The sequence below is a fragment of the Alteromonas sp. genome (assembly GCF_984505615.1).
In genome coordinates this window covers 1-21,341 of the sequence record NZ_CFHOXV010000014.1, presented here as the reverse complement: position 1 = coordinate 21,341, position 21,341 = coordinate 1, and the positions used below count along the sequence as shown (strand labels likewise).

34 protein-coding genes are annotated in these 21,341 nt (G+C 47.6%); 26 read left to right on the top strand and 8 right to left on the bottom strand.

Features of this window, described 5'->3' with window-relative positions; translation table 11 throughout:
• Positions 1-100: 100 nt before the first annotated feature.
• The 6 genes from AC4PME_RS10125 to AC4PME_RS10100 form a co-directional block, all read right to left on the bottom strand.
• On the bottom strand, positions 101-316 hold the full coding sequence (locus AC4PME_RS10125) for a hypothetical protein (RefSeq protein ID WP_491045491.1): 216 nt from the start codon (positions 314-316) through the stop codon (positions 101-103).
• A gap of 144 nt (positions 317-460) precedes the next feature.
• Complete coding sequence (locus tag AC4PME_RS10120) at positions 461-1,075, bottom strand: BRO family protein (RefSeq protein WP_491045490.1); 615 nt, start codon at positions 1,073-1,075, stop codon at positions 461-463.
• 225 nt (positions 1,076-1,300) lie between these two features.
• Positions 1,301-1,717: a hypothetical protein gene (locus AC4PME_RS10115; protein WP_491045489.1), complete on the bottom strand. Its 417-nt coding sequence runs from the start codon at positions 1,715-1,717 to the stop codon at positions 1,301-1,303.
• Entirely contained in the window at positions 1,710-2,132 is a 423-nt protein-coding gene (locus AC4PME_RS10110; RefSeq protein WP_491045488.1) for a helix-turn-helix domain-containing protein, read from the bottom strand. Before AC4PME_RS10110 ends, AC4PME_RS10115 begins: the two co-directional genes overlap by 8 nt.
• 2 nt (positions 2,133-2,134) lie before the next feature.
• The gene (locus AC4PME_RS10105) at positions 2,135-2,530 is read right to left on the bottom strand and encodes a hypothetical protein (protein WP_491045487.1); all 396 of its coding nucleotides are present in this window, start codon (positions 2,528-2,530) and stop codon (positions 2,135-2,137) included.
• Positions 2,531-2,594: 64 nt separating this feature from the next.
• On the bottom strand, positions 2,595-3,455 hold the full coding sequence (locus AC4PME_RS10100; RefSeq protein WP_491045486.1) for a S24 family peptidase: 861 nt from the start codon (positions 3,453-3,455) through the stop codon (positions 2,595-2,597).
• Between the two features lie 101 nt (positions 3,456-3,556).
• Here AC4PME_RS10100 and AC4PME_RS10095 point away from each other — a divergent pair, with 101 nt between their 5' ends.
• Genes AC4PME_RS10095 through AC4PME_RS10075 form a run of 5 tightly spaced genes read left to right on the top strand, consistent with a single transcriptional unit; the run spans position 3,557 to position 5,355 of the window.
• Positions 3,557-3,733, top strand: coding sequence for a transcriptional regulator (locus AC4PME_RS10095; RefSeq protein WP_491045485.1), 177 nt, complete (start codon positions 3,557-3,559; stop codon positions 3,731-3,733).
• The gene (locus AC4PME_RS10090; RefSeq protein WP_491045565.1) at positions 3,681-3,947 is read left to right on the top strand and encodes a hypothetical protein; all 267 of its coding nucleotides are present in this window, start codon (positions 3,681-3,683) and stop codon (positions 3,945-3,947) included. The genes AC4PME_RS10095 and AC4PME_RS10090 overlap by 53 nt, the downstream gene beginning before the upstream one ends.
• A 47-nt stretch (positions 3,948-3,994) precedes the next feature.
• Complete coding sequence (locus tag AC4PME_RS10085) at positions 3,995-4,192, top strand: hypothetical protein (protein ID WP_491045484.1); 198 nt, start codon at positions 3,995-3,997, stop codon at positions 4,190-4,192.
• 16 nt (positions 4,193-4,208) lie between these two features.
• Positions 4,209-4,991: a hypothetical protein gene (locus tag AC4PME_RS10080; RefSeq protein WP_491045483.1), complete on the top strand. Its 783-nt coding sequence runs from the start codon at positions 4,209-4,211 to the stop codon at positions 4,989-4,991.
• A 7-nt stretch (positions 4,992-4,998) separates the two neighbouring features.
• Positions 4,999-5,355, top strand: coding sequence for a hypothetical protein (locus tag AC4PME_RS10075; protein WP_491045482.1), 357 nt, complete (start codon positions 4,999-5,001; stop codon positions 5,353-5,355).
• A gap of 86 nt (positions 5,356-5,441) precedes the next feature.
• Here AC4PME_RS10075 and AC4PME_RS10070 read toward each other — a convergent pair whose 3' ends face one another.
• The gene (locus tag AC4PME_RS10070) at positions 5,442-5,951 is read right to left on the bottom strand and encodes a hypothetical protein (RefSeq protein ID WP_491045481.1); all 510 of its coding nucleotides are present in this window, start codon (positions 5,949-5,951) and stop codon (positions 5,442-5,444) included.
• A complete protein-coding gene (locus AC4PME_RS10065) occupies positions 5,948-6,451 on the bottom strand; it encodes a hypothetical protein (RefSeq protein ID WP_491045480.1) in 504 nt (167 codons plus the stop codon). The genes AC4PME_RS10070 and AC4PME_RS10065 overlap by 4 nt, the downstream gene beginning before the upstream one ends.
• Positions 6,452-6,602: 151 nt before the next feature.
• Between AC4PME_RS10065 and AC4PME_RS10060 the strand changes: the two genes are divergently transcribed.
• The 21 genes from AC4PME_RS10060 (at position 6,603) to AC4PME_RS09960 (ending at position 21,251) form a co-directional block, all read left to right on the top strand.
• Complete coding sequence (locus tag AC4PME_RS10060) at positions 6,603-6,776, top strand: hypothetical protein (protein ID WP_491045479.1); 174 nt, start codon at positions 6,603-6,605, stop codon at positions 6,774-6,776.
• 102 nt (positions 6,777-6,878) lie between these two features.
• Entirely contained in the window at positions 6,879-7,394 is a 516-nt protein-coding gene (locus AC4PME_RS10055; protein ID WP_491045478.1) for a hypothetical protein, read from the top strand.
• A gap of 436 nt (positions 7,395-7,830) precedes the next feature.
• Complete coding sequence (locus AC4PME_RS10050; protein ID WP_491045477.1) at positions 7,831-8,133, top strand: hypothetical protein; 303 nt, start codon at positions 7,831-7,833, stop codon at positions 8,131-8,133.
• The gene (locus tag AC4PME_RS10045) at positions 8,117-8,977 is read left to right on the top strand and encodes an SPFH domain-containing protein (RefSeq protein ID WP_491045476.1); all 861 of its coding nucleotides are present in this window, start codon (positions 8,117-8,119) and stop codon (positions 8,975-8,977) included. Before AC4PME_RS10050 ends, AC4PME_RS10045 begins: the two co-directional genes overlap by 17 nt.
• 343 nt (positions 8,978-9,320) lie before the next feature.
• Positions 9,321-9,515, top strand: a complete 195-nt coding sequence (locus tag AC4PME_RS10040; RefSeq protein WP_491045475.1) for a hypothetical protein — start codon at positions 9,321-9,323, stop codon at positions 9,513-9,515.
• Positions 9,508-10,398, top strand: a complete 891-nt coding sequence (locus AC4PME_RS10035; RefSeq protein ID WP_491045474.1) for a hypothetical protein — start codon at positions 9,508-9,510, stop codon at positions 10,396-10,398. Before AC4PME_RS10040 ends, AC4PME_RS10035 begins: the two co-directional genes overlap by 8 nt.
• Entirely contained in the window at positions 10,388-11,824 is a 1,437-nt protein-coding gene (gene dnaB / locus AC4PME_RS10030; RefSeq protein ID WP_491045473.1) for a replicative DNA helicase, read from the top strand. The genes AC4PME_RS10035 and dnaB overlap by 11 nt, the downstream gene beginning before the upstream one ends.
• Positions 11,825-11,830: 6 nt before the next feature.
• Positions 11,831-12,403, top strand: a complete 573-nt coding sequence (locus AC4PME_RS10025) for an MT-A70 family methyltransferase (protein ID WP_491045472.1) — start codon at positions 11,831-11,833, stop codon at positions 12,401-12,403.
• Between the two features lie 38 nt (positions 12,404-12,441).
• Entirely contained in the window at positions 12,442-12,585 is a 144-nt protein-coding gene (locus AC4PME_RS10020; protein ID WP_491529580.1) for a hypothetical protein, read from the top strand.
• A gap of 97 nt (positions 12,586-12,682) precedes the next feature.
• Positions 12,683-13,150 carry a hypothetical protein gene (locus AC4PME_RS10015; RefSeq protein ID WP_491045470.1) on the top strand — a complete coding sequence of 156 codons (468 nt, stop codon included), beginning with the start codon at positions 12,683-12,685 and terminating at the stop codon, positions 13,148-13,150.
• A gap of 190 nt (positions 13,151-13,340) precedes the next feature.
• Positions 13,341-13,820, top strand: coding sequence for a hypothetical protein (locus tag AC4PME_RS10010; RefSeq protein WP_491045469.1), 480 nt, complete (start codon positions 13,341-13,343; stop codon positions 13,818-13,820).
• Positions 13,821-13,962: 142 nt separating this feature from the next.
• Positions 13,963-14,532, top strand: coding sequence for a recombination protein NinG (locus AC4PME_RS10005; RefSeq protein ID WP_491045468.1), 570 nt, complete (start codon positions 13,963-13,965; stop codon positions 14,530-14,532).
• A 27-nt stretch (positions 14,533-14,559) separates the two neighbouring features.
• Positions 14,560-14,805: an NrdR family transcriptional regulator gene (locus tag AC4PME_RS10000; protein WP_491045467.1), complete on the top strand. Its 246-nt coding sequence runs from the start codon at positions 14,560-14,562 to the stop codon at positions 14,803-14,805.
• Positions 14,806-14,814: 9 nt separating this feature from the next.
• Positions 14,815-15,345 carry a hypothetical protein gene (locus AC4PME_RS09995; protein WP_491045466.1) on the top strand — a complete coding sequence of 177 codons (531 nt, stop codon included), beginning with the start codon at positions 14,815-14,817 and terminating at the stop codon, positions 15,343-15,345.
• 109 nt (positions 15,346-15,454) lie between these two features.
• Positions 15,455-15,952 carry a glycoside hydrolase family protein gene (locus tag AC4PME_RS09990; RefSeq protein WP_491045465.1) on the top strand — a complete coding sequence of 166 codons (498 nt, stop codon included), beginning with the start codon at positions 15,455-15,457 and terminating at the stop codon, positions 15,950-15,952.
• Complete coding sequence (locus AC4PME_RS09985; RefSeq protein WP_491045464.1) at positions 15,949-16,449, top strand: hypothetical protein; 501 nt, start codon at positions 15,949-15,951, stop codon at positions 16,447-16,449. Before AC4PME_RS09990 ends, AC4PME_RS09985 begins: the two co-directional genes overlap by 4 nt.
• Before the next feature lie 64 nt (positions 16,450-16,513).
• Positions 16,514-16,810, top strand: coding sequence for a phage holin (locus AC4PME_RS09980; RefSeq protein ID WP_491045463.1), 297 nt, complete (start codon positions 16,514-16,516; stop codon positions 16,808-16,810).
• Between the two features lie 91 nt (positions 16,811-16,901).
• A complete protein-coding gene (locus AC4PME_RS09975) occupies positions 16,902-17,483 on the top strand; it encodes a terminase small subunit (RefSeq protein WP_491045462.1) in 582 nt (193 codons plus the stop codon).
• Positions 17,484-19,025, top strand: coding sequence for a terminase (locus AC4PME_RS09970; RefSeq protein ID WP_491045461.1), 1,542 nt, complete (start codon positions 17,484-17,486; stop codon positions 19,023-19,025). It begins immediately after the preceding gene.
• Positions 19,022-21,013 carry a portal protein gene (locus AC4PME_RS09965; RefSeq protein WP_491045460.1) on the top strand — a complete coding sequence of 664 codons (1,992 nt, stop codon included), beginning with the start codon at positions 19,022-19,024 and terminating at the stop codon, positions 21,011-21,013. The genes AC4PME_RS09970 and AC4PME_RS09965 overlap by 4 nt, the downstream gene beginning before the upstream one ends.
• A 7-nt stretch (positions 21,014-21,020) precedes the next feature.
• The gene (locus AC4PME_RS09960) at positions 21,021-21,251 is read left to right on the top strand and encodes a hypothetical protein (RefSeq protein WP_491045459.1); all 231 of its coding nucleotides are present in this window, start codon (positions 21,021-21,023) and stop codon (positions 21,249-21,251) included.
• The last annotated feature ends 90 nt before the right edge of the window (positions 21,252-21,341 follow it).

Below are 21,341 nucleotides of genomic sequence, written 5' to 3'. Positions count from 1 at the left end.
AGCTGGTTCGGTCGCCAAACTTTCGCCAGCTGGTTGGTTATGGCCCTTTCGGGGGCCGGTTCTAACAATTCTTCTCTTTAGCCAGCTTGTTTTGCTGCAATTAAGCTGCTTCCTTCTTTAAATGTTTATATCCGCTGAACCGGTGCGCATGGGCTTGCGGGTGAAATTGACGGTCATCAATTACCGATTCCACTGCATCACCTAAAATTGCCCGCGCTTCTGATTCACTTAACCCGGTACAGATACAATCTGTGTCTGTGTAGGTCTGGCCGTTTGCCTGCGCTGTGCGGCCTTTCTTCAGGAATATGTTGATCATGGGGTTGCTCCGGTTGTGATTTTAAAAACTAGAGTTCGGGACTTTTGAGGGCCTCTTCATTAAGCTGCACTCTCACTGAAAAATCGTTGCTGAATGTAGATCTGGCCCTTGGGGGTAATTACCGTCCTGAAATAGGTTTGAACTTCACCTGTAAGTTCCCTCGACGAGCTTGAATAAACCTTGATCTACATATTGCTGGTATGGCTTATTTCGCTGCCCATCTCTAATCTGAAGAAAACCGTGTTCGCGGAGAGTTTTAAAAAGTCTGTTCTGGCCTGTACCAACAGCTTTCGCATAGTCCTGGAAGGTCACGCAGTTAATCGAGTCGTTCACAGCGTCTGCAAACTGAATCTTGGGTTTGGCAGATTCCAGCTTTTCAGCGAGATCGGCAGCTAAGCGCAGCGCTTCAGGTAGAGTTTGAGGCACTTGAGGCTGGGTGCCTTTATAAGCCCCTGTTTTACGGATGGACGGAAGAACTTCAGATACAACCCATTCTTCGAACTTCTCAGCCTCAGGCATTTTTGATCGCATGATTAAGCGGTAAACATCTCGCTCAGGAATCAGAGAAACATTTTGTTTGCCGCTTGAAGTGGGGATGTAACATTTTGTTACCCCCTTGCAATGATCACTAATTGCTTTGCGAGAATTGGAGTAGCCGAGAATATCAGCAACATCCCTTGCAACAAACATAGGCTCATCACCTATCTGAACCGTGCGGATCTCATTTCTGTCGAATTTAAATGGGATTATGTCAGCCATCTATTTGCGCCTTATAAAGTTTTGCTTTATACTTAAATTAAAGCACTGCTTTAATTACTAGTCAAGTAAAGTTTTACTTTATTTTTGTGGCGCAAAAAAACCGCCATGTAGGCGGTTTGGTTGCTAAGTATTAACTTTTGGAAAAGGCTACAAGTTGAATGATAGTATAATAAGAGTGTTCCTTTTCTTCGCCTTTATCTCAAACCTTGAGACTATCAACTATATTTATTCATCTAACTCTTGGCCTGCAATAAAATTTTCATTTGAAAAATAATATGCAGGTAAAAACAATGTTCCATAAACGCTGCGGCTGGTCATCACAGCTAATTGCTCTCTTATTTGACCATATAATATTTGCGCTCCATTGAATGCTACTTCCTGCGCCTCTGGAACCTCAGATTTCGCATCATCTTCATATCTAACTTCAAATGTTCCTACGGCTAAAATTTGAAATTGGTAAGGTGCTTCTTCAGAGGTTTCTTCAACGTCAACCAGTACTATATAGCAATTTTCTTCCGTAGACTTTCTGATTTGCGCTCTGACATCAAGCTCGCGCTCTGCAATTAGTTCCGACTGTTCGATGTCATTTGCCTTGACCGAAAGGGTAGGGAAGTAGCTATTTACGTATTCAATTTTACGCATATTTTCTATCGCCATTGCAAGCGAATTCGCGAATGTCTATTACACGCCCTTTATGGCGTAAGTTTATGTTTCTAGAAACATGACTTTTTTGATTTGAAATCGATTCGATCCATTGTCCAGTTCTTGCATTCAGGGTGTGCAGGCTTTGACTGTGCTTATCGACCATCTTTAAATGTACGTCTGCGTCTAATGCGTCTGCAATCTTGTAAATGCTTTCAATTGAGAGGTTTTGATCTCCCCTTAATACTTTTGTTATATACGCAGCTGAAGTTTTTAATTTGTCAGCGAGCGTTTTGTTGCTGATGCACTTTGCTTTCATCAGATCAGTCATTTGAAATGCGAAATCCATCTTCGCATTTTCTGCTTTACCACTCCAAGTTGATAGAAGTTTTTCTCTAATCTCTTTAAAATTCATGTTTACCCCCTGACAACTTCCACAGTATTCCTTTGCAGAGCATGCTCGTACTCTTTCTTCATTTTGATAGCTTTTTTTACTTCAGAGCTATCAACTTTTGCGCCTTTCTTAATATGAGGACAGGATAATAATATTGCTCTACCATTCATATTAAAAAAAAGTATACGATGCCTACCTTTACTTAACTGATAAATACTTTCACTTTTATCAACCTCATGCAGTTGACTGCTGTTAAAGCCAGCATGGCCAAGCTCTGCAAACCGCCTAAACATCGCGAAGAGACCGGCTGCAGCGCTATCATTACAGTTGCATATGTAATCAATAATCAAGTTCTCATCAGTTTTTGTTGATGCAGAAAGGACCGACCAATTTTTCTCTTCAAGTAGGAAAAGGCGCAAGATGTTAACCTATAGGTTAATTATAGTAAATGAAAGAAAATAGATCACGTCAATCCTTTAATTATTACCAAATACTCGAATGCCAGAAAACTCGCCCAATCACCTTGATGCGAGCCGTGTCATAGGAAGAGTAGGTTTCGTCGGGATATTCTGAAGAGTTCATTGAGTTAACACGAACGCCACCACCGGGTAGCCGGTAAAGTCTCTTCACACGTAGCAGGCCGTCATGATTTATGGCGTAAGTTTTACCATCTATTATCGACGTGTCAGCCGTGTTGACGCCCACAACGTCACCATCATAAAGCCGAGGTTCCATGCTGTTACCCGATACCTTAACGCAAGCTGCCGAACTCTCGTCAACGCCGCATCGTCTCAGTGTGGACTTTGAAAATCTAAGCTTAGGGCCGTTTGATTCCGTTACTGCATCAGCGCCAATTCCTGCCGCTAACTCAACATCCATAAAATAAGGCAATTCAACTTCATCCTCATCCAGCGGAGTATTGCTATCCCATGCGTCAATGTGGCCGATATATTCAGAAGAATCACTGCTTAAATGATCGGCCATATTACTCAAATGTTGAGACGCCAAGTTAAAAAGTCGCTGTGTCGCCTCCTGAAAAGTTTCCCCAGTTTCTTGGGCTATTCTTTCGATTTTGTCTTTCTGTATCTGGCTTAAAAATAGATAGGGCTCTCCTTTTCCTTCTCCAATTTCCATTCCAGGGCTTTCGTAACCGAACAGTAGTTTGTTAGGTGTAGTACCTATCAAGCCGGAGAGCTCTGCCAAATACTCTTTTGTAATCTTTCCTTTCTTTACCCAGCCATTTACCGCCTGAGGTGTTACATCAAGCTTTCTGGCAATTTCTGCCTTGCTTAATCCAGACTCAGCAATTGCTTTATCTATTCTCTTGGCAAGCTCTTCGCTCATCAATCTTCGCCTGTAAAGTATTTCTTTAATCATAAAGAACTTGACTGATGTTTTGAATAAAGCGATACTTTATAAAGCTTAGCTTTATCTAAGGGTGGGAAATGAATACCGCTGAAATTGCAAAACACTTCAACATATCCAAGCAAGCAGTGTACCTGTGGTTTAGGACGCAAGTGCCTGTAAACAGAGTTCTTGAGCTGGAAAAGCTCACTGGAGTTCCTCGTTATGAGCTTCGCCCTGATATTTATCCGCCAAAAGAATACAAACAAGCCAGTTAATAAGGAGATTTTATTAATGTACGCAGACCCAAGGAAAGTGAAGAAGAACGAAGTGAAGGTCAGGTTGGATGATGACGTCAATGAGCTTCTTGAAGCGCTGGTAAAAACAACTGGCGGACAAAAGGCTGTGATCGTTAGAGATATTTTCATGCGTGGTCTAGAAGAGTCTGTGGTTAAAACTTGCAGCAAGCTTACTTCAGCGCAAGCGCAATAAGAAGAGCCCAAAGAGGTTCTAAACCCAGACTATTCAGGGGCTAAGAAATGCAAGAAACGATAACCCTCTCAGAAGAGGAACGCCAAATTATTAGCCGAGTTGCTGAAGATAGAAATATCAGTTTCGAAGAAGCCGGACAGGTCATTTTTAATGAAGGGCTGCAAAAGCTCTTAGGGGAGATATCTCCTACAACCATGGCTTTAAAGGGCATATTGAGGGCCTCAAAAGGCCAGAATAAGAATTAGAACAGGGTAAAGCCGCATGAAGATCTTCACATTAAAAGCAGGGGATATTGTTAAGAAGAACGGCATACCTGTAGAGCTGGTTGAGGATGCCGTTTTCAAAACTCATGAAGCTAACTACCTACGGGCATTTCTCCGAGCAGGACAAAGCCGCATGAGAACACTGGCAAAGCTTATCCGCGCAACGGGTCTGTCGTTTACCGTTAAAAAACTCGCATGGCGTCAGGAAAGAAAGCTCATTCAGCCGATGATTGATAATGCTGAGAAGGCTAACGCGATTACGCTGACTGATGGCTTGATAAACCCGGCTGGAGAAGTGGGCTTACTGTGCAAGAACCTCTTTCATGAAGCAGCCAAGTTCGACCATGAGGTTGTTGCTGTATTCACGAAACGCAATTCAAACAAAAGCCAGGTAATCACTTCGTACACAGGGGCGATTGATAACTACACATTGTGGAGTGCTTTTGGCGTTAATTGCGTCGGTGTTAAGCCAGGCGCTTCTCCCGCATTTCTGGCTAAGTTATCCGGTGAGTTATACGAACTTGACCTTCAGCGTGCGCGGAAAACCGTAACGGTCGCTAATAAAACAGCATTATTCCCATCTCTGGAGCCAGATGCCAAGGTGAACCAGATCATCGGCCAGATTAAGAAAGCTGCAAGTGATGATGGTATCGGCATTTATTTGGTTTTCAGCCAAAAAGGCACTCCGGGATTGGCTACAGAGATATCTAATACTGATTACTTCCCAAAGTCCAAGTTAGCCGGATTGTACTTCCTCCTTCAAACGAGAAAGGGTTGGTAGGTTCACTATGAATACAGTATTCATTTTTAAGCAGTTCTTCAGCTCTCTTGTTTACTCGCCGGTAGTTAAGACGAATGAGGTTTTGTTCCTTATGGGCAATGCGGTTCGCATCGCCAGAAATGCTTATGGTTTCCATTTTTCACTCCGCTGCCTGCTGGCTGTTCTTGACGGATTTCAGTCTACAGGCGGTGGAGTAACCCGGCAAGTCACGCAGCTACCACGAAAAGTGAAGCGCCTATGCAACGCTTCGGGAAATAGCTCTGGCGAGGTTGGTACAAAGCCTTGCCGGAGCATTCCGCTTCAGAAGTATCAGAGTGCCGGATTTGTTAATAGTAGTTTCGCAGAACAGGACAAGGCGGCATGAGCCGATATTTCGAAATCCCAGCAGACCCATACGGACGCGATACATCCAGCTATCACTTCGTATTCCCATTTCGCCTGAACATGATGTTAGGCGGGGCTGCCTATCCATACGGGGATTTTGAAACTCACCGGCATTTGCAGGAGGCGCAGAGCAGCGAGTCGATGAATACCATCAAAGACTTTAACGAAGCCTTCTGGCGTGACCGCTGCTGCGATAGATGCATAAACGTTACCTGTGGACTCAATACACTCTACCTGAAATTTCGTTCTCATGACGTTATCGATCACGAACTCGCGACTCCAGCTCATCACTGTCCCAACATCTGGCGTGTGGCACACGACAACAATGTCGATGTCGTTCTGCGTGATCGGGTGCATGCGAAGATCGCCATAAGCAACGAAACATTTTCTCCATCTGAATTCGCGGAATTCGCTGATAGTGAAGGGGGCAACTATAGCTCGCCACTTACTGAAAGCGGGTTCATCCGTGACGGGGTAACAAGAATCGGCAAGCAGCGGGTAAACAAAATCACTGATCAGTTCTTCGGGCAAGTGGGGGAAGAATCGTGAAGCATATTCCTTTATCTCGTCGTTCATGCAAAGCCATCACCCTTCGCAACGTAATTAATTCTTCTGTGCTGCGTCTTGCACGAGTTGCAAATCAGGTCAAAGACTACGCCGTTGGTTTCCGGGTCTTTGTAACGATCCTGCTGAAGCGTGGAATAAGTACCACTCTCGAAGCAATCGCAACAAAGTTTTCGAGCGTCCTCATAAAGGCCAGTGAATTCACTATCAATAAAGCAAAAGAATCCCGGAGCCGGTTGCACCAACGCGTATGGCTTTTTGCGTTTAAGTTGCTCTCTAAGGGATTCAATCTCGCGCTCAAGCTCAACAACCTGATTATTCATCTTAATCCCGTCTTGCTGAGCCTGCCGAACGGCAGCGAGCAGGGCATTTACTTCGCGGTTAAACGCCAGCTCGATCTCGCCAAGTTTAAGTGCGTCTCTTGTTTTAATCGCCTGCTTAAGCATGGAGGGGAGGATTGATGCGAGTTTGTCACCTGCTTTTTCGAGAAAGTCTTTGTCAGACGATTCCATTTTCACTCCGTTGTTTGTTATCTGGTTTTGTCCGATTTCAGTGTACAGACAGCGGGGTGACCCAACAACGGGGAGAGCAATCCATGAGCAAAGTAATCCCATTTCCCAAACGCAAAACACAGCCGGCACCCCAGCCGCAAAGGAGAGCAGCATGAACCAACGTCATACCGATACAGCGTTATCAGTTTATTACAGAGAGCAGTGGGGCAAAGTCAGTGACAAAACCAAGTCATTTGCATCATTAGTGGCAGGCTTCTCAATTGCCATTTTCATGCTGATGCCGGTTCTGCTTTCTCTTTATCAAAGTGGCAGCCATGTGGGCTGAATTAAGGGCGGTGCTGTTGGTGCTGGCTGTTCAAACTAATTTCGGTACGACGTATCCGCTTCGAAAGGGATACAGCTATCCGGTAGCAAGAGGATTTAACTGATGTTCAACGATTCCGAAATTCTGGACTTATTCAGGCTTAGCGAGAGTGTTTCCCGCGAAACCATTGCGAAGAGCCTGAACGCTTATGACATCAGCAGCAAGACTGAGCTTGGCAAGCATCTGAACAGAATGCGCGATGACGGCCTGATTGTGAAAGTGCCTGATTCGCGAGACTGGAAACTGGCCGGCGGTTCTGAATTACCTGCGAACACTAAGCCAGAAGCTCCGAAGGTTTCAAAGGCAGCTCCGAAGGTAACGAAAAAGAAAGAAGAGTCACCGGTGTTTAGTGAGCCAACGAAAAAACAACGCGAAGCGGTGAATAAGCTGGACGACCCCAAACTGGCAGGCTCACTGAACGATGCGCTTCTGCGTGTGCAGCATAAATTGAGCAAAGGCGAAGTCGTGAACTTTGACGACAAGGTTTATGCGCTCAACTTCCTCGGCAAAATTTTAGATCCGACCATCGATGATTTATTTCAGTCAATCATCGGTGACTTAAAGCAATTACAGAATTAAGGCTTAACCGTCCAGTAAAGCCATAAGCGGGAGTCTGACCCGGTAAAAACAGGTGGTTCAGAGGATTGCCGGTAAAACCAGACCAGAGAGTCAGCTGGCATTTTTTAAAAGCATATTCCTGGAAGCAGGGTGTAAGCCCTGAACGTGTGTGGTTCTGCACGATGCCGGTGTACCGAAAAGCGGGGAGTCCTTACCGCGCTTTGCAGTTGGACAGCGGGCAACATCAAAGAACAAGCCAGGGTTTTGTGTGTTTTCACCCTCATTAGCCGAATACCGCGACGGTGGCGACATAGCGGGAACTAAGAACATTCTGAGCAGATGAAACGCCGAATTTTAATGTCGTGTTCTATCAGTGTATCTGCCCATAGCGGGGCGCTGGACCGGTAACCAGCCATCTGCATCAGAGTGTTTTTGAATAATAACAACGAGGTGATGTGTGAATTTTTACTACTTTGACGCGCTCCAGTTCGTCGCCTTCCTAGCCGCAGTATGGGGTGTGTGGAAGTGGGTTGGAACTAAGAAAAAGATGTTCCTCGCGCCCGCTGGCTTGATGGGGCTGATGATTTTCTTAGTGCCGGTGAATCTGACGAGCAAAAACGCATCATCGCGGTTTGTCACGGCGCCAGTTGAAAGTGAGAAGCAGACGGTGGAGCAGGTTAGTTTCCAGGCTCACCAAGCCAATAAATTTAAACAACTGAAACAACAATCACAGGATTTGAGAAATGAAGAAATTAATTAGCGTTGTATTGGTTTTACTAACTGTCAGCGCCTGCGCGCCTGTTACGGTGCCGCCTGCTCACAAAGGTAAGTTTTTAACGTCGTCAGGCTACCAGCCGGAAGTACTGGAAGCAGGCAAGTACTGGGAAGGCATGCGTGAGAATCTTGTGCTTATTGAGACGCAAACCGGCACTTACACCGAAAACGTGAAAGTTATTCTGCAGGATAAATTAACACTACATGTTGAGGTGCGATTCCGTGGGCGAATCGACGGTAGCGAGGCGGTTATTAATGCCATGTTTAATGACATTTTGGCCGGCTCTGATGATCGCATAGTTTTCAATGATGTTTATGGCGTCTATGGCCGTATGGCTGTGCAGAACAAGACCCGTGAAATCGTCAGTAAATATAACGTTGATGAAGTTCATAAAAATTACGCCCGCCTGTCCGGTGAGATCAGTAAAGCGCTCATTCCGGCACTGGCAAATACACCGCTAGAAATCTCTGACGTAGCAGTCGGCAATATTCAATACCCCAATGTAGTCACTCAGGCCATCGAGCAAGCTGAAGAGCGCCGCCTTGCAATAGCGAAAGAGCAGGCACAGGCAGAAATCGAAATGACCAAAAAAGAAAACGAACGCTTACTGGCAGAAGCTGATTACCAGGTGCGCATTACCAAGGCCAAAGCTGTTCGTGATGAAAACCTGATTGTTGGTGAAGGTGTCACCAAAGAATTGCTGGAATTAAAACGTCTGGAAGTGGCTCAGGCGCTTGCTGCTAATTCAAATGAATCAAGCAAGGTGTTCCTGCCAATTGAAGCGCTAACGACTGTAGGCGCAAACGTGGACATGCTGAAAAGTAATTAGGGGTGCCAACCACGCAGCCCACAGTGCGTAATCTGTGGGGCGTTTTGGGAAGGGTGTTGTTGAGCGTTTATAGGAGCCAGCGCATTCCGATGAATGAGTGCACTGTGCGCTTATAGCACCTTTCACCAAAGCGTTAACACCTGGGCTGACAGGAAAACCACGCTGAGCGAAAACCCCTGTAGTGGCGGGTAGAGCCGTGTAATAAGCGGGAGTGCTCAGAAAGCCGGAGTTCAGTACCGGCAACGCTTTCGAATGGCCCACGTTACGGGCCGCGAATTTTAGACGAAAGAAAACCCCGGTCATCGCCTGGCAGGGCTACGGGGTTCCAATTGCGAGGTTCAGTATGAACGATATTAAAAGAATAGGCAATAAGCGGCACCAGATAACCGCTGTGCATGGTAAAGACACCATCATTGTCAAAGACCACATTACAGGCCGTTCTCTGGTCATGGATGCCGGTGAAGCATTAGCGCTCATGCATGCGCTGGATAGCTGTATTGATTATCTGGCAAACATTAAGGAGCAGCGCAATGGCTAGCAATGCAGAGAACGTCTATCAATTCAACAAGGGGCAGCAAGCTATGCCCAGTAAAAACGGCTACATAAGCCTGTGGCGGGACATTAAGAAGCAGCCCTTCTACAAGGACTTTATAGCCCGTGGAATGTTCACAGACATGCTTCTGGACGCGCAACACAAAAGCAGACGCATTGAAGTGGATGGCGTAACCATTTTCTTGAACCCAGGACAACTTTTTACTAAACGTAAGCACTTTGTCGACCAGGGTGTAAACGACTCTAAAGTTAAGCGTGTTCTGCAACAATTCGAAGATCTTGGCATTATCCGGCGGGAGACAATCAAGAAAGGTAAGCGCAGCATAGGACAGCGCGTAACCTTCGCTAACTGGCAAAAATGGCAAAAAACCGACCAATCAAGTGACCAATCAAGTGACCAACCACAGGCCGCGAATTCAAAGGGGTCTAATGGCGGTTGCGACCAATGCCCTGACCAATCAAGTGACCAAGAAAACAATAATGTTTCTAGTAATAATGATCTTAATGCAGGGTCGTTGACCCAGCGTGAGTGTCAAGAAATTCGAGAGAAAGCATACGCGTATCTTTGGAAGCATTGGCTTGCAGGAAAGAAACTCACATCTGATGGCGTGACCGGACCAAAAGCTGCTGTCTTCACAGACCGGTTTGTTCCTCGATTCAGCAACAAGTACATCAACGAGAAGGGTGTCGATTTCATCCGTAGAGAAATTTCAGCAATGGGCGAGCTCATTCAGAAAGCATTTGCTGATCTTCACGAAAAAGATACTGAGGGGAAACGTTCAAGCTTCGACAAGTATCGCCGAATGGAAATGGCGCGATTCATCAAAAACAACGAATGGGAAGTGTCGGAGGATGGCGATGATGCATAAACAAAACCCATTCAGCCAAAACGTTGAGCAACTGCGTGTACCACCGCACAGCCTGCAGGCAGAGCAAGCCGTTATCGCTGCGGTTCTGGCAGACAACCAGCGACTGGATCTGGTAGCGCCCATCATCACGGCAGATGATTTTTACACAGCGACCAACAGAATTATTTTTGCAGGCATTCTGGAAATGGCCGGCATGGCAATGGTAGCTGACATGACCACACTGCCTGATCACCTTCGCACCAAAGGCCAACTGGATGAAATCGGCGGGGAATCGACTGTGTATCAGCTCGCAATGGCTTCGGGCTCTCAGGCTGGTTTACAGACCTATGCAAACGTGGTCCGTAACCGTTCCATGCTTCGCCAGGCAATCGGCGCGGCCAGTGATGTGACTGAGCAGTGCTATCACTCTGACGGTAGCGACGCGATTGAAATTTTGGGTAACGCTGAAAAGCTAATCGGTGAAGTATCTGAACGACTACTGACCAAAGAGCAGGATTACTCAATTCACGAAGCTATGGCGGCAACCATCGCGCAGATTGAAAAGCGTGTAGAGTCTGAAAGGGAAATCGCCGGTTTGTCTACGGGCATTCCCGATCTGGACAAAATGATAAACGGTCTTGAAGACGCTGACATGGTCGTTGTCGCTGCCCGTCCATCGATGGGGAAAACCACCTTTGCCATGAACATGGTGACGAAAGAAACTATCCGTGAAGGCGGCCGCCCTGTGGTGTTCAGCCTGGAAATGCCCCGCGAACAGCTCATGTACAAAATGATGTCCAGCCTGGGGCAAATCCCTATCAGTTCTCTGCAGCGCCCGAACGGCAAAGAGGGCATGACAGACCATTACTGGTCTAAAACCTCTCAGGTTATGGCCCAGTTGAAGCAGACGAAGCTGGAAATCATCGACGACGCATACATGACCATCCCGCGCATGCGTCTTGAGATCCGCCGGTACCAGAAGAAACACGGCAAGCCTACGCTGATCATGGTGGATTACCTTCAGCTCATTCGCGGTACCACAAAGACCGACAACCGCACCAACGAGATAAGCGAAATCAGCCGCGGCATTAAAGCGCTGGCGAAAGAGTTCAATTGCCCGGTGGTTGTGTTATCGCAGTTATCCCGCTCACTGGAAACCCGAAACAACAAACGCCCGCGCAATTCAGACCTGCGCGAGTCCGGCCAAATTGAGCAGGACGCAGACAAAATCCTCTTTATCTACCGCGATGAAGTCTACAACGAGAATTCTGCGGACAAGGGAAAAGCAGAGTTGATTGTCGGCAAGGCACGTATGGGTGAAATCGGCATGGCCGGTTCAAAGTTTCGTGGTTTGTTCAGCGAGTTTACCCCGCTGGGTGAAAACGAATGGATAGTGGGCGAAGAAGCAAAGCCGAAAAAGGCATTTGCTGAGAAGTTTGAGGGGTAAGGGATTATGAACCAGTACAAAGTTATCTACGCAGATCCGCCCTGGTCCTTTAACAGCAAAAAGTCTGGCGGCTCAATGAAATCAGGGGCTGCACAGAAGTATGACGTTATGTCCCTTGAAGAAATGAAAGGCATGGATGTGCAATCACTTGCGGCACCAGATTGCCTGCTCGTTATGTGGTGGGTGGGCAGCCAGCCACAGGAAGCACTTGATCTGGTTAATGCCTGGGGATTCAAACTTAACACCATGACAGGTTTTGTATGGCGCAAGCTTACCACTAAAGGCAATCCGGTATTCGGAATGGGTTACACCACGCGTGCCGGAGCAGAATGCGCGTTAATTGCCAGTCGCGGAAAGCTCAGCAACTTAATCGAAAGCCACGGTGTTCGCTCAGTTCGTGAGGCCAAGGTCGGCATTCACAGCGAGAAGCCGGCCATTTTCCGCAATGACATTGAGCAACTATGCGGTGATGTCCCACGCCTCGAAATGTTCGCCAGAACATCAGCGCCGGGCTGGGATGTTTTCGGCAACCAGATTGATAACAGCATCGCTATCGACAGTAAGGAGCAAGCAGCGTGAGACCGGAACAACGAAAAAAAGAGCGCTTTCGGCAGGACATGTTAGCCAGCCAAAGCCAGCGCCAGAAATTAAAGAAACAGGCGGCAGATGAGCACGAACGCCGCCAGATGGCAAAAGACATGGCAGACGGTGATGAATCAGCATTTCAGCAACTATGGGAAGAATTAGGAGATGTAGCGTGAGAAAAATCGACTGGAAACGGGCAGCAACTGCCTTTTGTATTGTATTCGGTGGCTATGTTGCCGGTGTTCTTCACGGTTTGGCTTGGGGAAACGTGTTATGAATCAACCAGATTGGTCAAAGGCTCCGGCTTCAGCAACTTTGTGGTTTCCTGGGAACGATGATTTCAGAGCTCTATTTTATAAGGTTAAGCAGGCCGACTACTGCTACTGGGATGAGGGCAAGTGGAACAAGTCTGACAATATCCATGAGTTCAAGCATCTGTTTATTGAGCGTCAGGCTGAAGTTAAGCCTTCTGAATGGATCGTCAAACTGGACGGCTCGAAAATTATTTCAGGCACCATCGAGCCATATCGCAATGCCAGTATGGCTGTTGAGTTCCTAGCGGGAACCAGTCTTCGGGACGCGATTATAGAAGCAAAGCAGAAAGCCAGCTTTTTTCACTTGGCGTTTGTGACATTCAATTTTAATGGCGTGCCATTCAGCATCAGTGCAGATGCTGACGTAGACGAGGCGATTAAAGCCTTTGATGCTCTGCCTAAAACTTACAAAGCAGTGGTGGCGTGATGAGGGCAGATTTAGCAATCATATTAATCTTCGCCGTTATCTTTATGACGTTTGCCGGCTTGTTGTCCCTAACCAGGCTGTTCGCACCAGAGCAGCTCTTATTCATGCTGCTCATTGGGTTACTCGGTGCATTTATCGGTAAAAGTTTCTGTAAAGCCATCGGGCCCAATCGTAAGCGTAAGGGCGGGTCATGAGCTGGCAAACAGCAACCGCTACCAGCAAGCAACAGCTTATCAGCATCTTTCGGGGTGCTGAGGACTTGCTTCAACATGGCATGGTGCAAATACAAATGCGCAACCATGAAGAAGGCCGGAAAGAAAAGCAAAACCGGCTTGCCTTCCACTGGTACCGCGAACTGGCAGAACAAAGCGGAAATGAACCTGACTATTACCGGGCATTCTGCAAATACCACTTTGGTATTCCTATTCTCATCGAAGATGAGCAGTGCCGCGCCAAAATAGAAACCGTGTTCAAGCCACTGGACTACGAAACCCGGTTAAAACTCATGACTGCACCATTCGATATGCCGGTAACCAGCTTGTTCACTGTCAAAGAGTTTGCCCGCTACCTGAATAAAGTCGAACTGCACTTCACAGAACGCAGCTACAAACTAACCACCGGTGACGATTTGTATTTTGAAGCCACCATGAACGAGAGGATGGCAGCGTGATTACACCGACAAAGACGGTTTGTTATGTCCGTATGCTGGATGGAAGCTGGAAAACGATCCCGGAATATATAAGGACAGCTTTAATTTGGGGCTACCCACCGTTTAGAAAAAGTACGCGCATCATTGTCAGGGAAGAACTTCTTTGAAACGCCGCCAGTGCGCCCACTGCAAGAAACGTGGACCAGCAGAGGGGATGTATCTTAATGGCCTGAAAGCGTTCTGCAATCGGGACCACTTCATTGAATTTGCGGCCACAAACAGAAAGGCACTGGCTAAGGAAGGACGGAAGATTGAAAGAAAGCGCATCAAAGAGAAAAAGCAGAAGCTTAAAACCCGTAACGAGCACCTACGGGACGCACAAACGGCGTTCAACGCATTCATCAGAGCGAGGGATGCAAATGAGCCGTGTATCAGTTGCGGTCGCTTTCATACTGGGCAGTACCATGCAGGACATTACCGAACGGTCGGGGCGAACCCTGAATTGCGATTTGAGGAGCTAAATTGCCATAAGCAGTGTTCGGCATGCAATAACCACCTTTCAGGCAACCTGGTGAAGTACAGGATCAACCTGATAAAGAAGATTGGAACCGAAAAAGTAGAATGGTTGGAAGGTAATCATCCGGCAAAACATTACCAGGTGTCCGAAATAATAGAATTAAAGGCCAGGTATCGGGCGAAGACCCGGGGACTGGAAAAACAAAAGGCGGCGTAAGCCGTGCGCTAAATCAGAGGAAACAGAATGCTACATTGCCCAGAGTGTGGCGGTAATACGCAGGTTCTCGAATCGCGCGATACTTACAGGTGGCGCAGGTGTTTAACCTGTAAAGCGAAGTTCAAGACTGTCGAAACCATTAAAAACGATGACGAAGACAAATTCGTGAAAGTACCCGTTGAAATGTACGAGGCAGTAAGTTCGATTCTTAAGCAGCTACAACGTGACCAGCGATTAAAGGCCTGGCCTCGCATAATTAATAACAATAACTGAGGGTATCCAATGGCGCATCCAATCAAAGAGTTGGCAAAGCTGACAACTAAGTCAAAACAAATCGACGGTATGGGGTTCGGCGGGCAGGCACCGGATAATCTGGAAATTGCCGGCATACTCGCTCTGCCGCATCCGGACACAAAAGAAAAGCTGAGCAAAAAGGCTTATTATCTCGCCCGATTCCTCTACTGTGGTGACGCTATGTGCAAAGTAAGGGTTAAATCAGCACTACTGGCCGCACTACGCGAAGAGGACGCTCAGGGTATTAATGATGTCACGCTTCTGAAGATGGTAAACGCCGCAATACGGGAATACACCAAGCCCGAGCATAAGAAAGACCGGTACGGCGGACTCATCACCAATGAGCAGGGCGACCCGGTTATCAAGCCATTATCCGCCCGCCAGTTCGCTGACCGTATCGGGGTAAATCGCAGCAGCGTGAAAGAAATTCACCGGGAAACCTACGCCAGACTGTATCAGGAAATCTGCAATCTGAACTCAGAAGTCATGGCGCACATCTGGGGGCATACGAACGAATAATAGACTATTGACTAACCAGCCACTTTTACGTACTATTTCCCCATACTTCCCAAAGTCTACTTCAAGCCCCAAGGTTCACGCCTCGGGGCTTTTTTTGTGCCCGAAAATCATGGATTACCAGAAGCTCATTCAGCAACTTAAACAGTGCGAAGGCGAAAAGCTCACCGCATACCTGTGTACTGAAGGCTTCTGGACCATCGGTATCGGCCGTAATCTGGAAACCAACGGACTCAGTGACGCAGAATGTCACATGATCTTCGGCGAGATATTAACGCCTGACGTTGTCATTGCGCGACTGAAGACAAAGAAAATCACGCCACACCAGTCTGAAACCCTGTTCATGAACGACCTGACGAAAGTGGAAGAGGCCTGTTACCGCAATATTAAAATGACCGGTAACGATGCCCGCCGCGCTGTCATCATCAATATGGCGTTCCAGTTCGGCATTACAGGCCTGCTCAAATTCAAAAAGACCATCGCATTCTATGAGTCAGAAAACTACCCTGACGCAGCTGAAGAGTTGATGGATTCCAAATACGCCCGTACGGACACACCAGAACGGGCGCAACTCATGCACGATCAGATGCTCACAGGGGAATGGCAATGAATGTACTTACCAAAGTTGCTGACTTCTTTACCGGCGGTATCGGTGAAACCATTCTGGATGGAGTGAAAGCCTACTTTCCGCCATCGATGACAGACACTGAGAAAGCTACGATGGAACTGGCTATCAAAGAAGAGACACGGAAAGCCACTGAAGCAGCGAATAAAGCATGGGCAGAAGAACGCCAGCAGCTGACTGACAGAATCAAAAGTCTGGAAGGGACAGCATCTGATCTACTTCAGGCTGGATGGCTTGGCCGGATAATCCTGTTTTTTCGTGGTTGTCAGCGCCCGGTATGGGGATTCGCTACACTCTACATGGATGCTTGTTACTTCTCAGGCAAATGGGGAGAATTCACAGCGCAGCAGGAATCAGCCATTTATTTGATTAACGCATTAGTGCTTGGTTTTCTCTTCGGTGAACGCGCTCTGACAAACGCCTGGCCTGTCGTTGAAAAGATGATGGACCGCAAGGCAGAAAAGAAAACTTCGACTAATTGATAATTTAAGCCTGTTTATTTATACAGTAGTTTGCTGGTATAGATATCTCGCCTCAGGCAAATTTATGCACACACTCCCACAACAGAACGATTACCACGCCATGACAGATAAAGCTTCAGCTGTGACTTTCATCAGCAGCGTGCTAACAGCAGGGTGGGGATTCGTTACCACCCAGGCATTTGGCATTGTCGCCGGTGTGGTGATAGGTGTCGCAGGCTTAGCCGTCAATTACTACTTTAAACGTAAAGAACTCGACTACAAACGACGCGAAGACAAACGCCAGCAGGAACTGCATAAACTTACAGTGCAACGCCTACTGGAAGATAGCGTTAACGAAGTGTCGGAAGAACATATAAACTGAATAACGCCCTGAATAAAACACTGAATCTGTGAATAACTATTCACGGAGTGTCAAAATCTAGGGGGTTATACTTCATAAACTGAATAATCACATGAATAAGACTCTCACCGACAAGCAGGAATCGTTTGTTGCGGAGTATCTTATCGACTTGAATGCAACGCAGGCTTACATGCGTTCAAAGTATTCCTGCAAAAGCGAAAAGACGGCTGGCGCAGAAGGTTTTAAGTTACTGAAAAAACCTGAAATCCAAAAAGCCATCTCCGAAGGCAAAGAAAAACGCCTCGAACGCACAAAAGTCGACGCCGACTATGTACTAAAACGCCTGGTTGAAATCGACGAAATGGACGTTATCGATATTCTGGATAACACCGGCAATATGCTCCCTATCAGAGATTGGCCCAAAGCATGGCGCAGAACCATTTCCGGGCTGGATATTCAGGAAATCATGTCGGGTGACGTTGAAACGGTCCTGCGCAAAATCAAATGGCCCGACAAGGTGAAAAACCTTGAACTGCTCGGTAAGCACATCGACGTTCAGGCATTCCGTGAACAGCGCTTACTGGATGCAACGGTAAGCCTGGCCGACACCATGAACGACATCGCCAAGCGCAACGCAGAAGAACGCGTGAGTCCACTACCTAAAGACAACATTAATTTCCCGAAAGATCAGTAAATGACAACAGCAGCCATCGACCCGCAGAAAGTGGATGGGGTCGGGGTAGAGTTGCTGCGCGACTGGTTCTGGCGAATTAACAACCTGTATTACATCATCGATAAAGATGGCAACAAGGTGCTGTTCAAACTGAATCGCGCCCAGGCTTTCTATTTCCGATGGATGCACTACCGGAACATTATCTTAAAAGCCCGCCAGTTGGGTTTTACCACGTTCAAGATGATTTTCATGCTTGACGCGGCCCTGTTCAACAACAACACCAAATGCGGTGTGATTGCGCACACGAAGTTCGATGCAGAACGACTGTTCAGGGAAAAGATAAAGTTCGCTTATGACAACCTGCCAGAAACCATCCGGGCACAAATGCCGGCGGTAAAAGACACTGGCGGGGAGCTGGTCTTTGCGAATGACTCATCTATCAGTGTCGGTACCTCATTTCGGGGCGGTACGCTGGTTTATTTGCATGTGAGTGAATTCGGAAAGATATGCGCTAAGTACCCGCACAAAGCCCGTGAGATTGTCACCGGTGCGTTTGAGGCGGTAGGTAAAAACTGCGTAATTACCATTGAGTCCACAGCCGAAGGTAAGCAGGGCTACTTCTTCAACTACTGCCAGGATGCTGAAGCGAACCTGCTTTCAGGTAAAGAGTTATCCCGGCTTGAGTGGGAATTCTTTTTCTTCCCATGGTTTGAAGATCCGAATTATACGCTCGATGATTACAACGGCGTGATACCGCAGCGATTACTCGAGTATTTCGAGAAGATTTGCGCTGAACTGGATATCACGCTCACCAACGGGCAGAAAGCCTGGTACGCGGTAAAAGAAAAGACCCTCGGCGATGATATGAAGCGGGAATACCCGTCGTCACCGAAAGAGGCGTTTGAGCAGACCATTGCCGGTGCTTACTTTGCCCGCCAGTTTACTCAGTTACATCAGCGCAACCAGATAACCAGTGTGCCGCATGAATCAAGCGCACTGGTTCACACATTCTGGGATCTCGGCGTTAACGACATGATGACCTGCTGGTTCATACAGCAGGTTGGTCGTGAATATCGTGTTATCGATTACTATGAAAACCACGGTGAAGGCCTGCCGTTCTACAAGCGCATGCTGGATGAAAAGGCCGCTGAACTGGGTTACCGCTACGGATTACACGTAGCGCCGCACGATATTAGTCACCGTGAGCTCGGTACCGGCTTATCCCGGTTAGAGCAGGCCAAAACACTCGGTATCAATTTCGAAGTCGCGCCTAAGCTGTCTGTGATAGACGGCATTGAGGCATGCCGGGCGGTATTGCCAATGTGCTGGTTTGATGAGTCACGCTGTGAAGCAGGCGTGAGCAAATTGCAGGCATACCGCAAAGAGTGGGATGACAAATTTGGCGTCTGGAAGAATCACCCGGCGCACGATGAAGCCAGCCACACCGCAGACGGATTCAGAACATTTGCCACCGCATTACGGAAACTGGAACACCGGCTTTCCAATCTCTATGAAACCGCCGTCGTCTATCAGGACGATGTCAACGCATCAGGATTTGTATGATCACGTTTAAGTCAGCGCAACAGCTCGAAGATGAAAAGCAGGCGCAGATAGCAAAAGACGTTGAGATGCGTGAGCGTCAGCAATCACCGGTCATTGATAATCTGGCCCGCTATGTACAAAGCAAGTGGGAGATAGCGAAAACACATCGTTATGACATCACTGACCGCCTGACAGACTGCCTGCGCCGCCGGCGTGGTATTTACGACCCGCAAAAGAAAGCTGACATTGAGTCAGTCGGTGGTTCAGATATCTATATGAATATCACCGGCAATAAATGTGTGGGTGCTAAAGCCTGGCTGGGTGATATATTCTCTTCTGACCGGCCGTTCTCAATATCTCCGACTCCTATTCCTGATTTGCCCCCTGAAATCCATGAAGAACTCATCATGACCGCTATGCAGGGGATGCAGCAGTTGAACATGATGGCGCAGCAGCAGGGTAACCCGAATTTGGCTGTGTCAGAACAACAAGCGTTCGGGCTGATGAAGAAGCACGAAAAGCAAATCAAGTCGAAGCTTTTCCAGATTGCTGAAGAACGCATGGACGGGATGAGCAAGCATATCGATGATGTTCTGGTTGAAGGAAAATGGCGTCAGGTATTTGATGATTTTCTTGATGACTTCGTGACTTACCCCACAGCAATCATCGGTGGCATCAATTTCCGTCAGCGCAAAAAGATAAAGTGGGTAAGCATCGGCGGCAAACACGAACCACGAAAAGAGTATACTATCAGCCGCGAGTTTGAGCGTGTAAGCCCGTTTGATGCTTATCCGTCACCAACGACAGATAACAGTCGTCAGACATGGTTTATTCAGCATGTACGCTATACACCTGAAGCCCTTGCCGGTTTACGTAAAGCGCCCGGCTATGACAAACAGGCTATCTACGAGGTGTTAAACCAGTTCCGTAACGGCGGGCGTCGTGAGTGGTTGTTTAATGAAGGCGAACGGGACCGACTTGAGGGCCGTGAAAGCTACCTGATACAGAATTACGACCTGATTGACGGCATCAAATTCTCAGGCACGGTGCAGGGCAAAATGCTCATTGACTGGGGTATGAATCCCCAAAGTGTACCTGACCCCATGGAAGAATATCCCGTATCGGTGATTTGTATTGGTCCTTACACCATCCGCGCCATCATCAATCCGGATCCCGCCGGCAAAATCAATTACTACTGGGCAAGCCTGCGTAGTGTACCCGGTTCGTTCTGGGGTGAAGCGCTGCCGGAAATGATTGCCGATACACAAGACTGGTGTAATGCCACAGCACGGAGCCTTATTAACAATATGGCAATGGCCTCCGGTCCCATGGTGGCATACGACGTCTCAAAATTACCTACAGGGCAGGTATCTCCCCCTAAAATCAGACCATGGCAAATGTTCGCCTATGATTCGAATAAGGGCGGGGCACCCGGTCCCGGTGTATCGTTCTTCATGCCGGAAACCAAAGCCAATGAATTGCTGAATGTTTACGAACGTGCTGCCCGTTATGCCGACGAACAGTCGGGGATCCCGCAATATGCATTCGGCTCTGACGGTGGTGCAGGCGCAGCGAAAACCGCTTCCGGTCTCTCTATGCTGATGAATGCAGCCAGTAAGACCATGAAGGGCATGGTAAGGAACATCGACCTTGGCGTTATCGAACCGGTTATTGAAACGCTGTACAACACCTTGATGCTTGACCCGTCCGTGCCGGATGACATCAAAGGCGATGCCTGCGTCAAAGCCCGCGGCTCTGATTCTCTGATGTATAAAGAAGCTATCGCAATGCGCCAGCAGGAGCTGCTGCAACTGACCGGTAACCAGGTAGACCAGCAAATTTTCGGTACCGATGAGCGCTACGAAATTTACAAGCAATATCTGCGCAATCTGGATTTACCGACAGACCGCACGCTACCTGAAAAAGAAGAACTCAAAGCGCGTATTCAACAACAAATGATGATGCAGCAACAGGCTGCCGCACAAGCGATGCCGGCCAATGCAAAATGACATCAATATGAAGCAGGTGCTGCAGGCCTTCGACGGCATCAAGCGCGGTCAGAGCCTCTACGCTGCAAAAGTAGCAGAGTATCTGCGACACCGGCTTGAAGAAGAAAGTCAGGCGCTGCGTACCGCTACCGAGACAACACAGATTTTTCGTCAGCAGGGCAAATGCCAGATGATTCAGGACATCCTGAAACACATCGATAACGCTGAAATTCTGCTGAAAAACTTTGAATCGCAATAGCGATTAAACCTGATCACATAAGGCCCGCCACTGAGCGGGCTTAATTAGATGGTCCGCCTCACCTCTAAGCTAGTCTTAGAGTTAGGCAAT

Bases quoted from the DNA above. Each gene is read 5' to 3' on its own strand.
- AC4PME_RS10125 (WP_491045491.1), bottom strand. From the start codon at position 316: ATGATCAACATATTCCTGAAGAAAGGCCGCACAGCGCAGGCAAACGGC.
- AC4PME_RS10120 (WP_491045490.1), bottom strand. From the start codon at position 1,075: ATGGCTGACATAATCCCATTTAAATTCGACAGAAATGAGATCCGCACG.
- AC4PME_RS10115 (WP_491045489.1), bottom strand. From the start codon at position 1,717: ATGCGTAAAATTGAATACGTAAATAGCTACTTCCCTACCCTTTCGGTC.
- AC4PME_RS10110 (WP_491045488.1), bottom strand. From the start codon at position 2,132: ATGAATTTTAAAGAGATTAGAGAAAAACTTCTATCAACTTGGAGTGGT.
- AC4PME_RS10100 (WP_491045486.1), bottom strand. From the start codon at position 3,455: ATGAGCGAAGAGCTTGCCAAGAGAATAGATAAAGCAATTGCTGAGTCT.
- AC4PME_RS10095 (WP_491045485.1), top strand. From the start codon at position 3,557: ATGAATACCGCTGAAATTGCAAAACACTTCAACATATCCAAGCAAGCA.
- AC4PME_RS10090 (WP_491045565.1), top strand. From the start codon at position 3,681: ATGAGCTTCGCCCTGATATTTATCCGCCAAAAGAATACAAACAAGCCA.
- AC4PME_RS10085 (WP_491045484.1), top strand. From the start codon at position 3,995: ATGCAAGAAACGATAACCCTCTCAGAAGAGGAACGCCAAATTATTAGC.
- AC4PME_RS10080 (WP_491045483.1), top strand. From the start codon at position 4,209: ATGAAGATCTTCACATTAAAAGCAGGGGATATTGTTAAGAAGAACGGC.
- AC4PME_RS10075 (WP_491045482.1), top strand. From the start codon at position 4,999: ATGAATACAGTATTCATTTTTAAGCAGTTCTTCAGCTCTCTTGTTTAC.
- AC4PME_RS10070 (WP_491045481.1), bottom strand. From the start codon at position 5,951: ATGAACGACGAGATAAAGGAATATGCTTCACGATTCTTCCCCCACTTG.
- AC4PME_RS10065 (WP_491045480.1), bottom strand. From the start codon at position 6,451: ATGGAATCGTCTGACAAAGACTTTCTCGAAAAAGCAGGTGACAAACTC.
- AC4PME_RS10060 (WP_491045479.1), top strand. From the start codon at position 6,603: ATGAACCAACGTCATACCGATACAGCGTTATCAGTTTATTACAGAGAG.
- AC4PME_RS10055 (WP_491045478.1), top strand. From the start codon at position 6,879: ATGTTCAACGATTCCGAAATTCTGGACTTATTCAGGCTTAGCGAGAGT.
- AC4PME_RS10045 (WP_491045476.1), top strand. From the start codon at position 8,117: ATGAAGAAATTAATTAGCGTTGTATTGGTTTTACTAACTGTCAGCGCC.
- AC4PME_RS10040 (WP_491045475.1), top strand. From the start codon at position 9,321: ATGAACGATATTAAAAGAATAGGCAATAAGCGGCACCAGATAACCGCT.
- AC4PME_RS10035 (WP_491045474.1), top strand. From the start codon at position 9,508: ATGGCTAGCAATGCAGAGAACGTCTATCAATTCAACAAGGGGCAGCAA.
- dnaB (WP_491045473.1), top strand. From the start codon at position 10,388: ATGATGCATAAACAAAACCCATTCAGCCAAAACGTTGAGCAACTGCGT.
- AC4PME_RS10025 (WP_491045472.1), top strand. From the start codon at position 11,831: ATGAACCAGTACAAAGTTATCTACGCAGATCCGCCCTGGTCCTTTAAC.
- AC4PME_RS10020 (WP_491529580.1), top strand. From the start codon at position 12,442: ATGTTAGCCAGCCAAAGCCAGCGCCAGAAATTAAAGAAACAGGCGGCA.
- AC4PME_RS10015 (WP_491045470.1), top strand. From the start codon at position 12,683: ATGAATCAACCAGATTGGTCAAAGGCTCCGGCTTCAGCAACTTTGTGG.
- AC4PME_RS10010 (WP_491045469.1), top strand. From the start codon at position 13,341: ATGAGCTGGCAAACAGCAACCGCTACCAGCAAGCAACAGCTTATCAGC.
- AC4PME_RS10000 (WP_491045467.1), top strand. From the start codon at position 14,560: ATGCTACATTGCCCAGAGTGTGGCGGTAATACGCAGGTTCTCGAATCG.
- AC4PME_RS09995 (WP_491045466.1), top strand. From the start codon at position 14,815: ATGGCGCATCCAATCAAAGAGTTGGCAAAGCTGACAACTAAGTCAAAA.
- AC4PME_RS09990 (WP_491045465.1), top strand. From the start codon at position 15,455: ATGGATTACCAGAAGCTCATTCAGCAACTTAAACAGTGCGAAGGCGAA.
- AC4PME_RS09985 (WP_491045464.1), top strand. From the start codon at position 15,949: ATGAATGTACTTACCAAAGTTGCTGACTTCTTTACCGGCGGTATCGGT.
- AC4PME_RS09980 (WP_491045463.1), top strand. From the start codon at position 16,514: ATGCACACACTCCCACAACAGAACGATTACCACGCCATGACAGATAAA.
- AC4PME_RS09975 (WP_491045462.1), top strand. From the start codon at position 16,902: ATGAATAAGACTCTCACCGACAAGCAGGAATCGTTTGTTGCGGAGTAT.
- AC4PME_RS09970 (WP_491045461.1), top strand. From the start codon at position 17,484: ATGACAACAGCAGCCATCGACCCGCAGAAAGTGGATGGGGTCGGGGTA.
- AC4PME_RS09965 (WP_491045460.1), top strand. From the start codon at position 19,022: ATGATCACGTTTAAGTCAGCGCAACAGCTCGAAGATGAAAAGCAGGCG.
- AC4PME_RS09960 (WP_491045459.1), top strand. From the start codon at position 21,021: ATGAAGCAGGTGCTGCAGGCCTTCGACGGCATCAAGCGCGGTCAGAGC.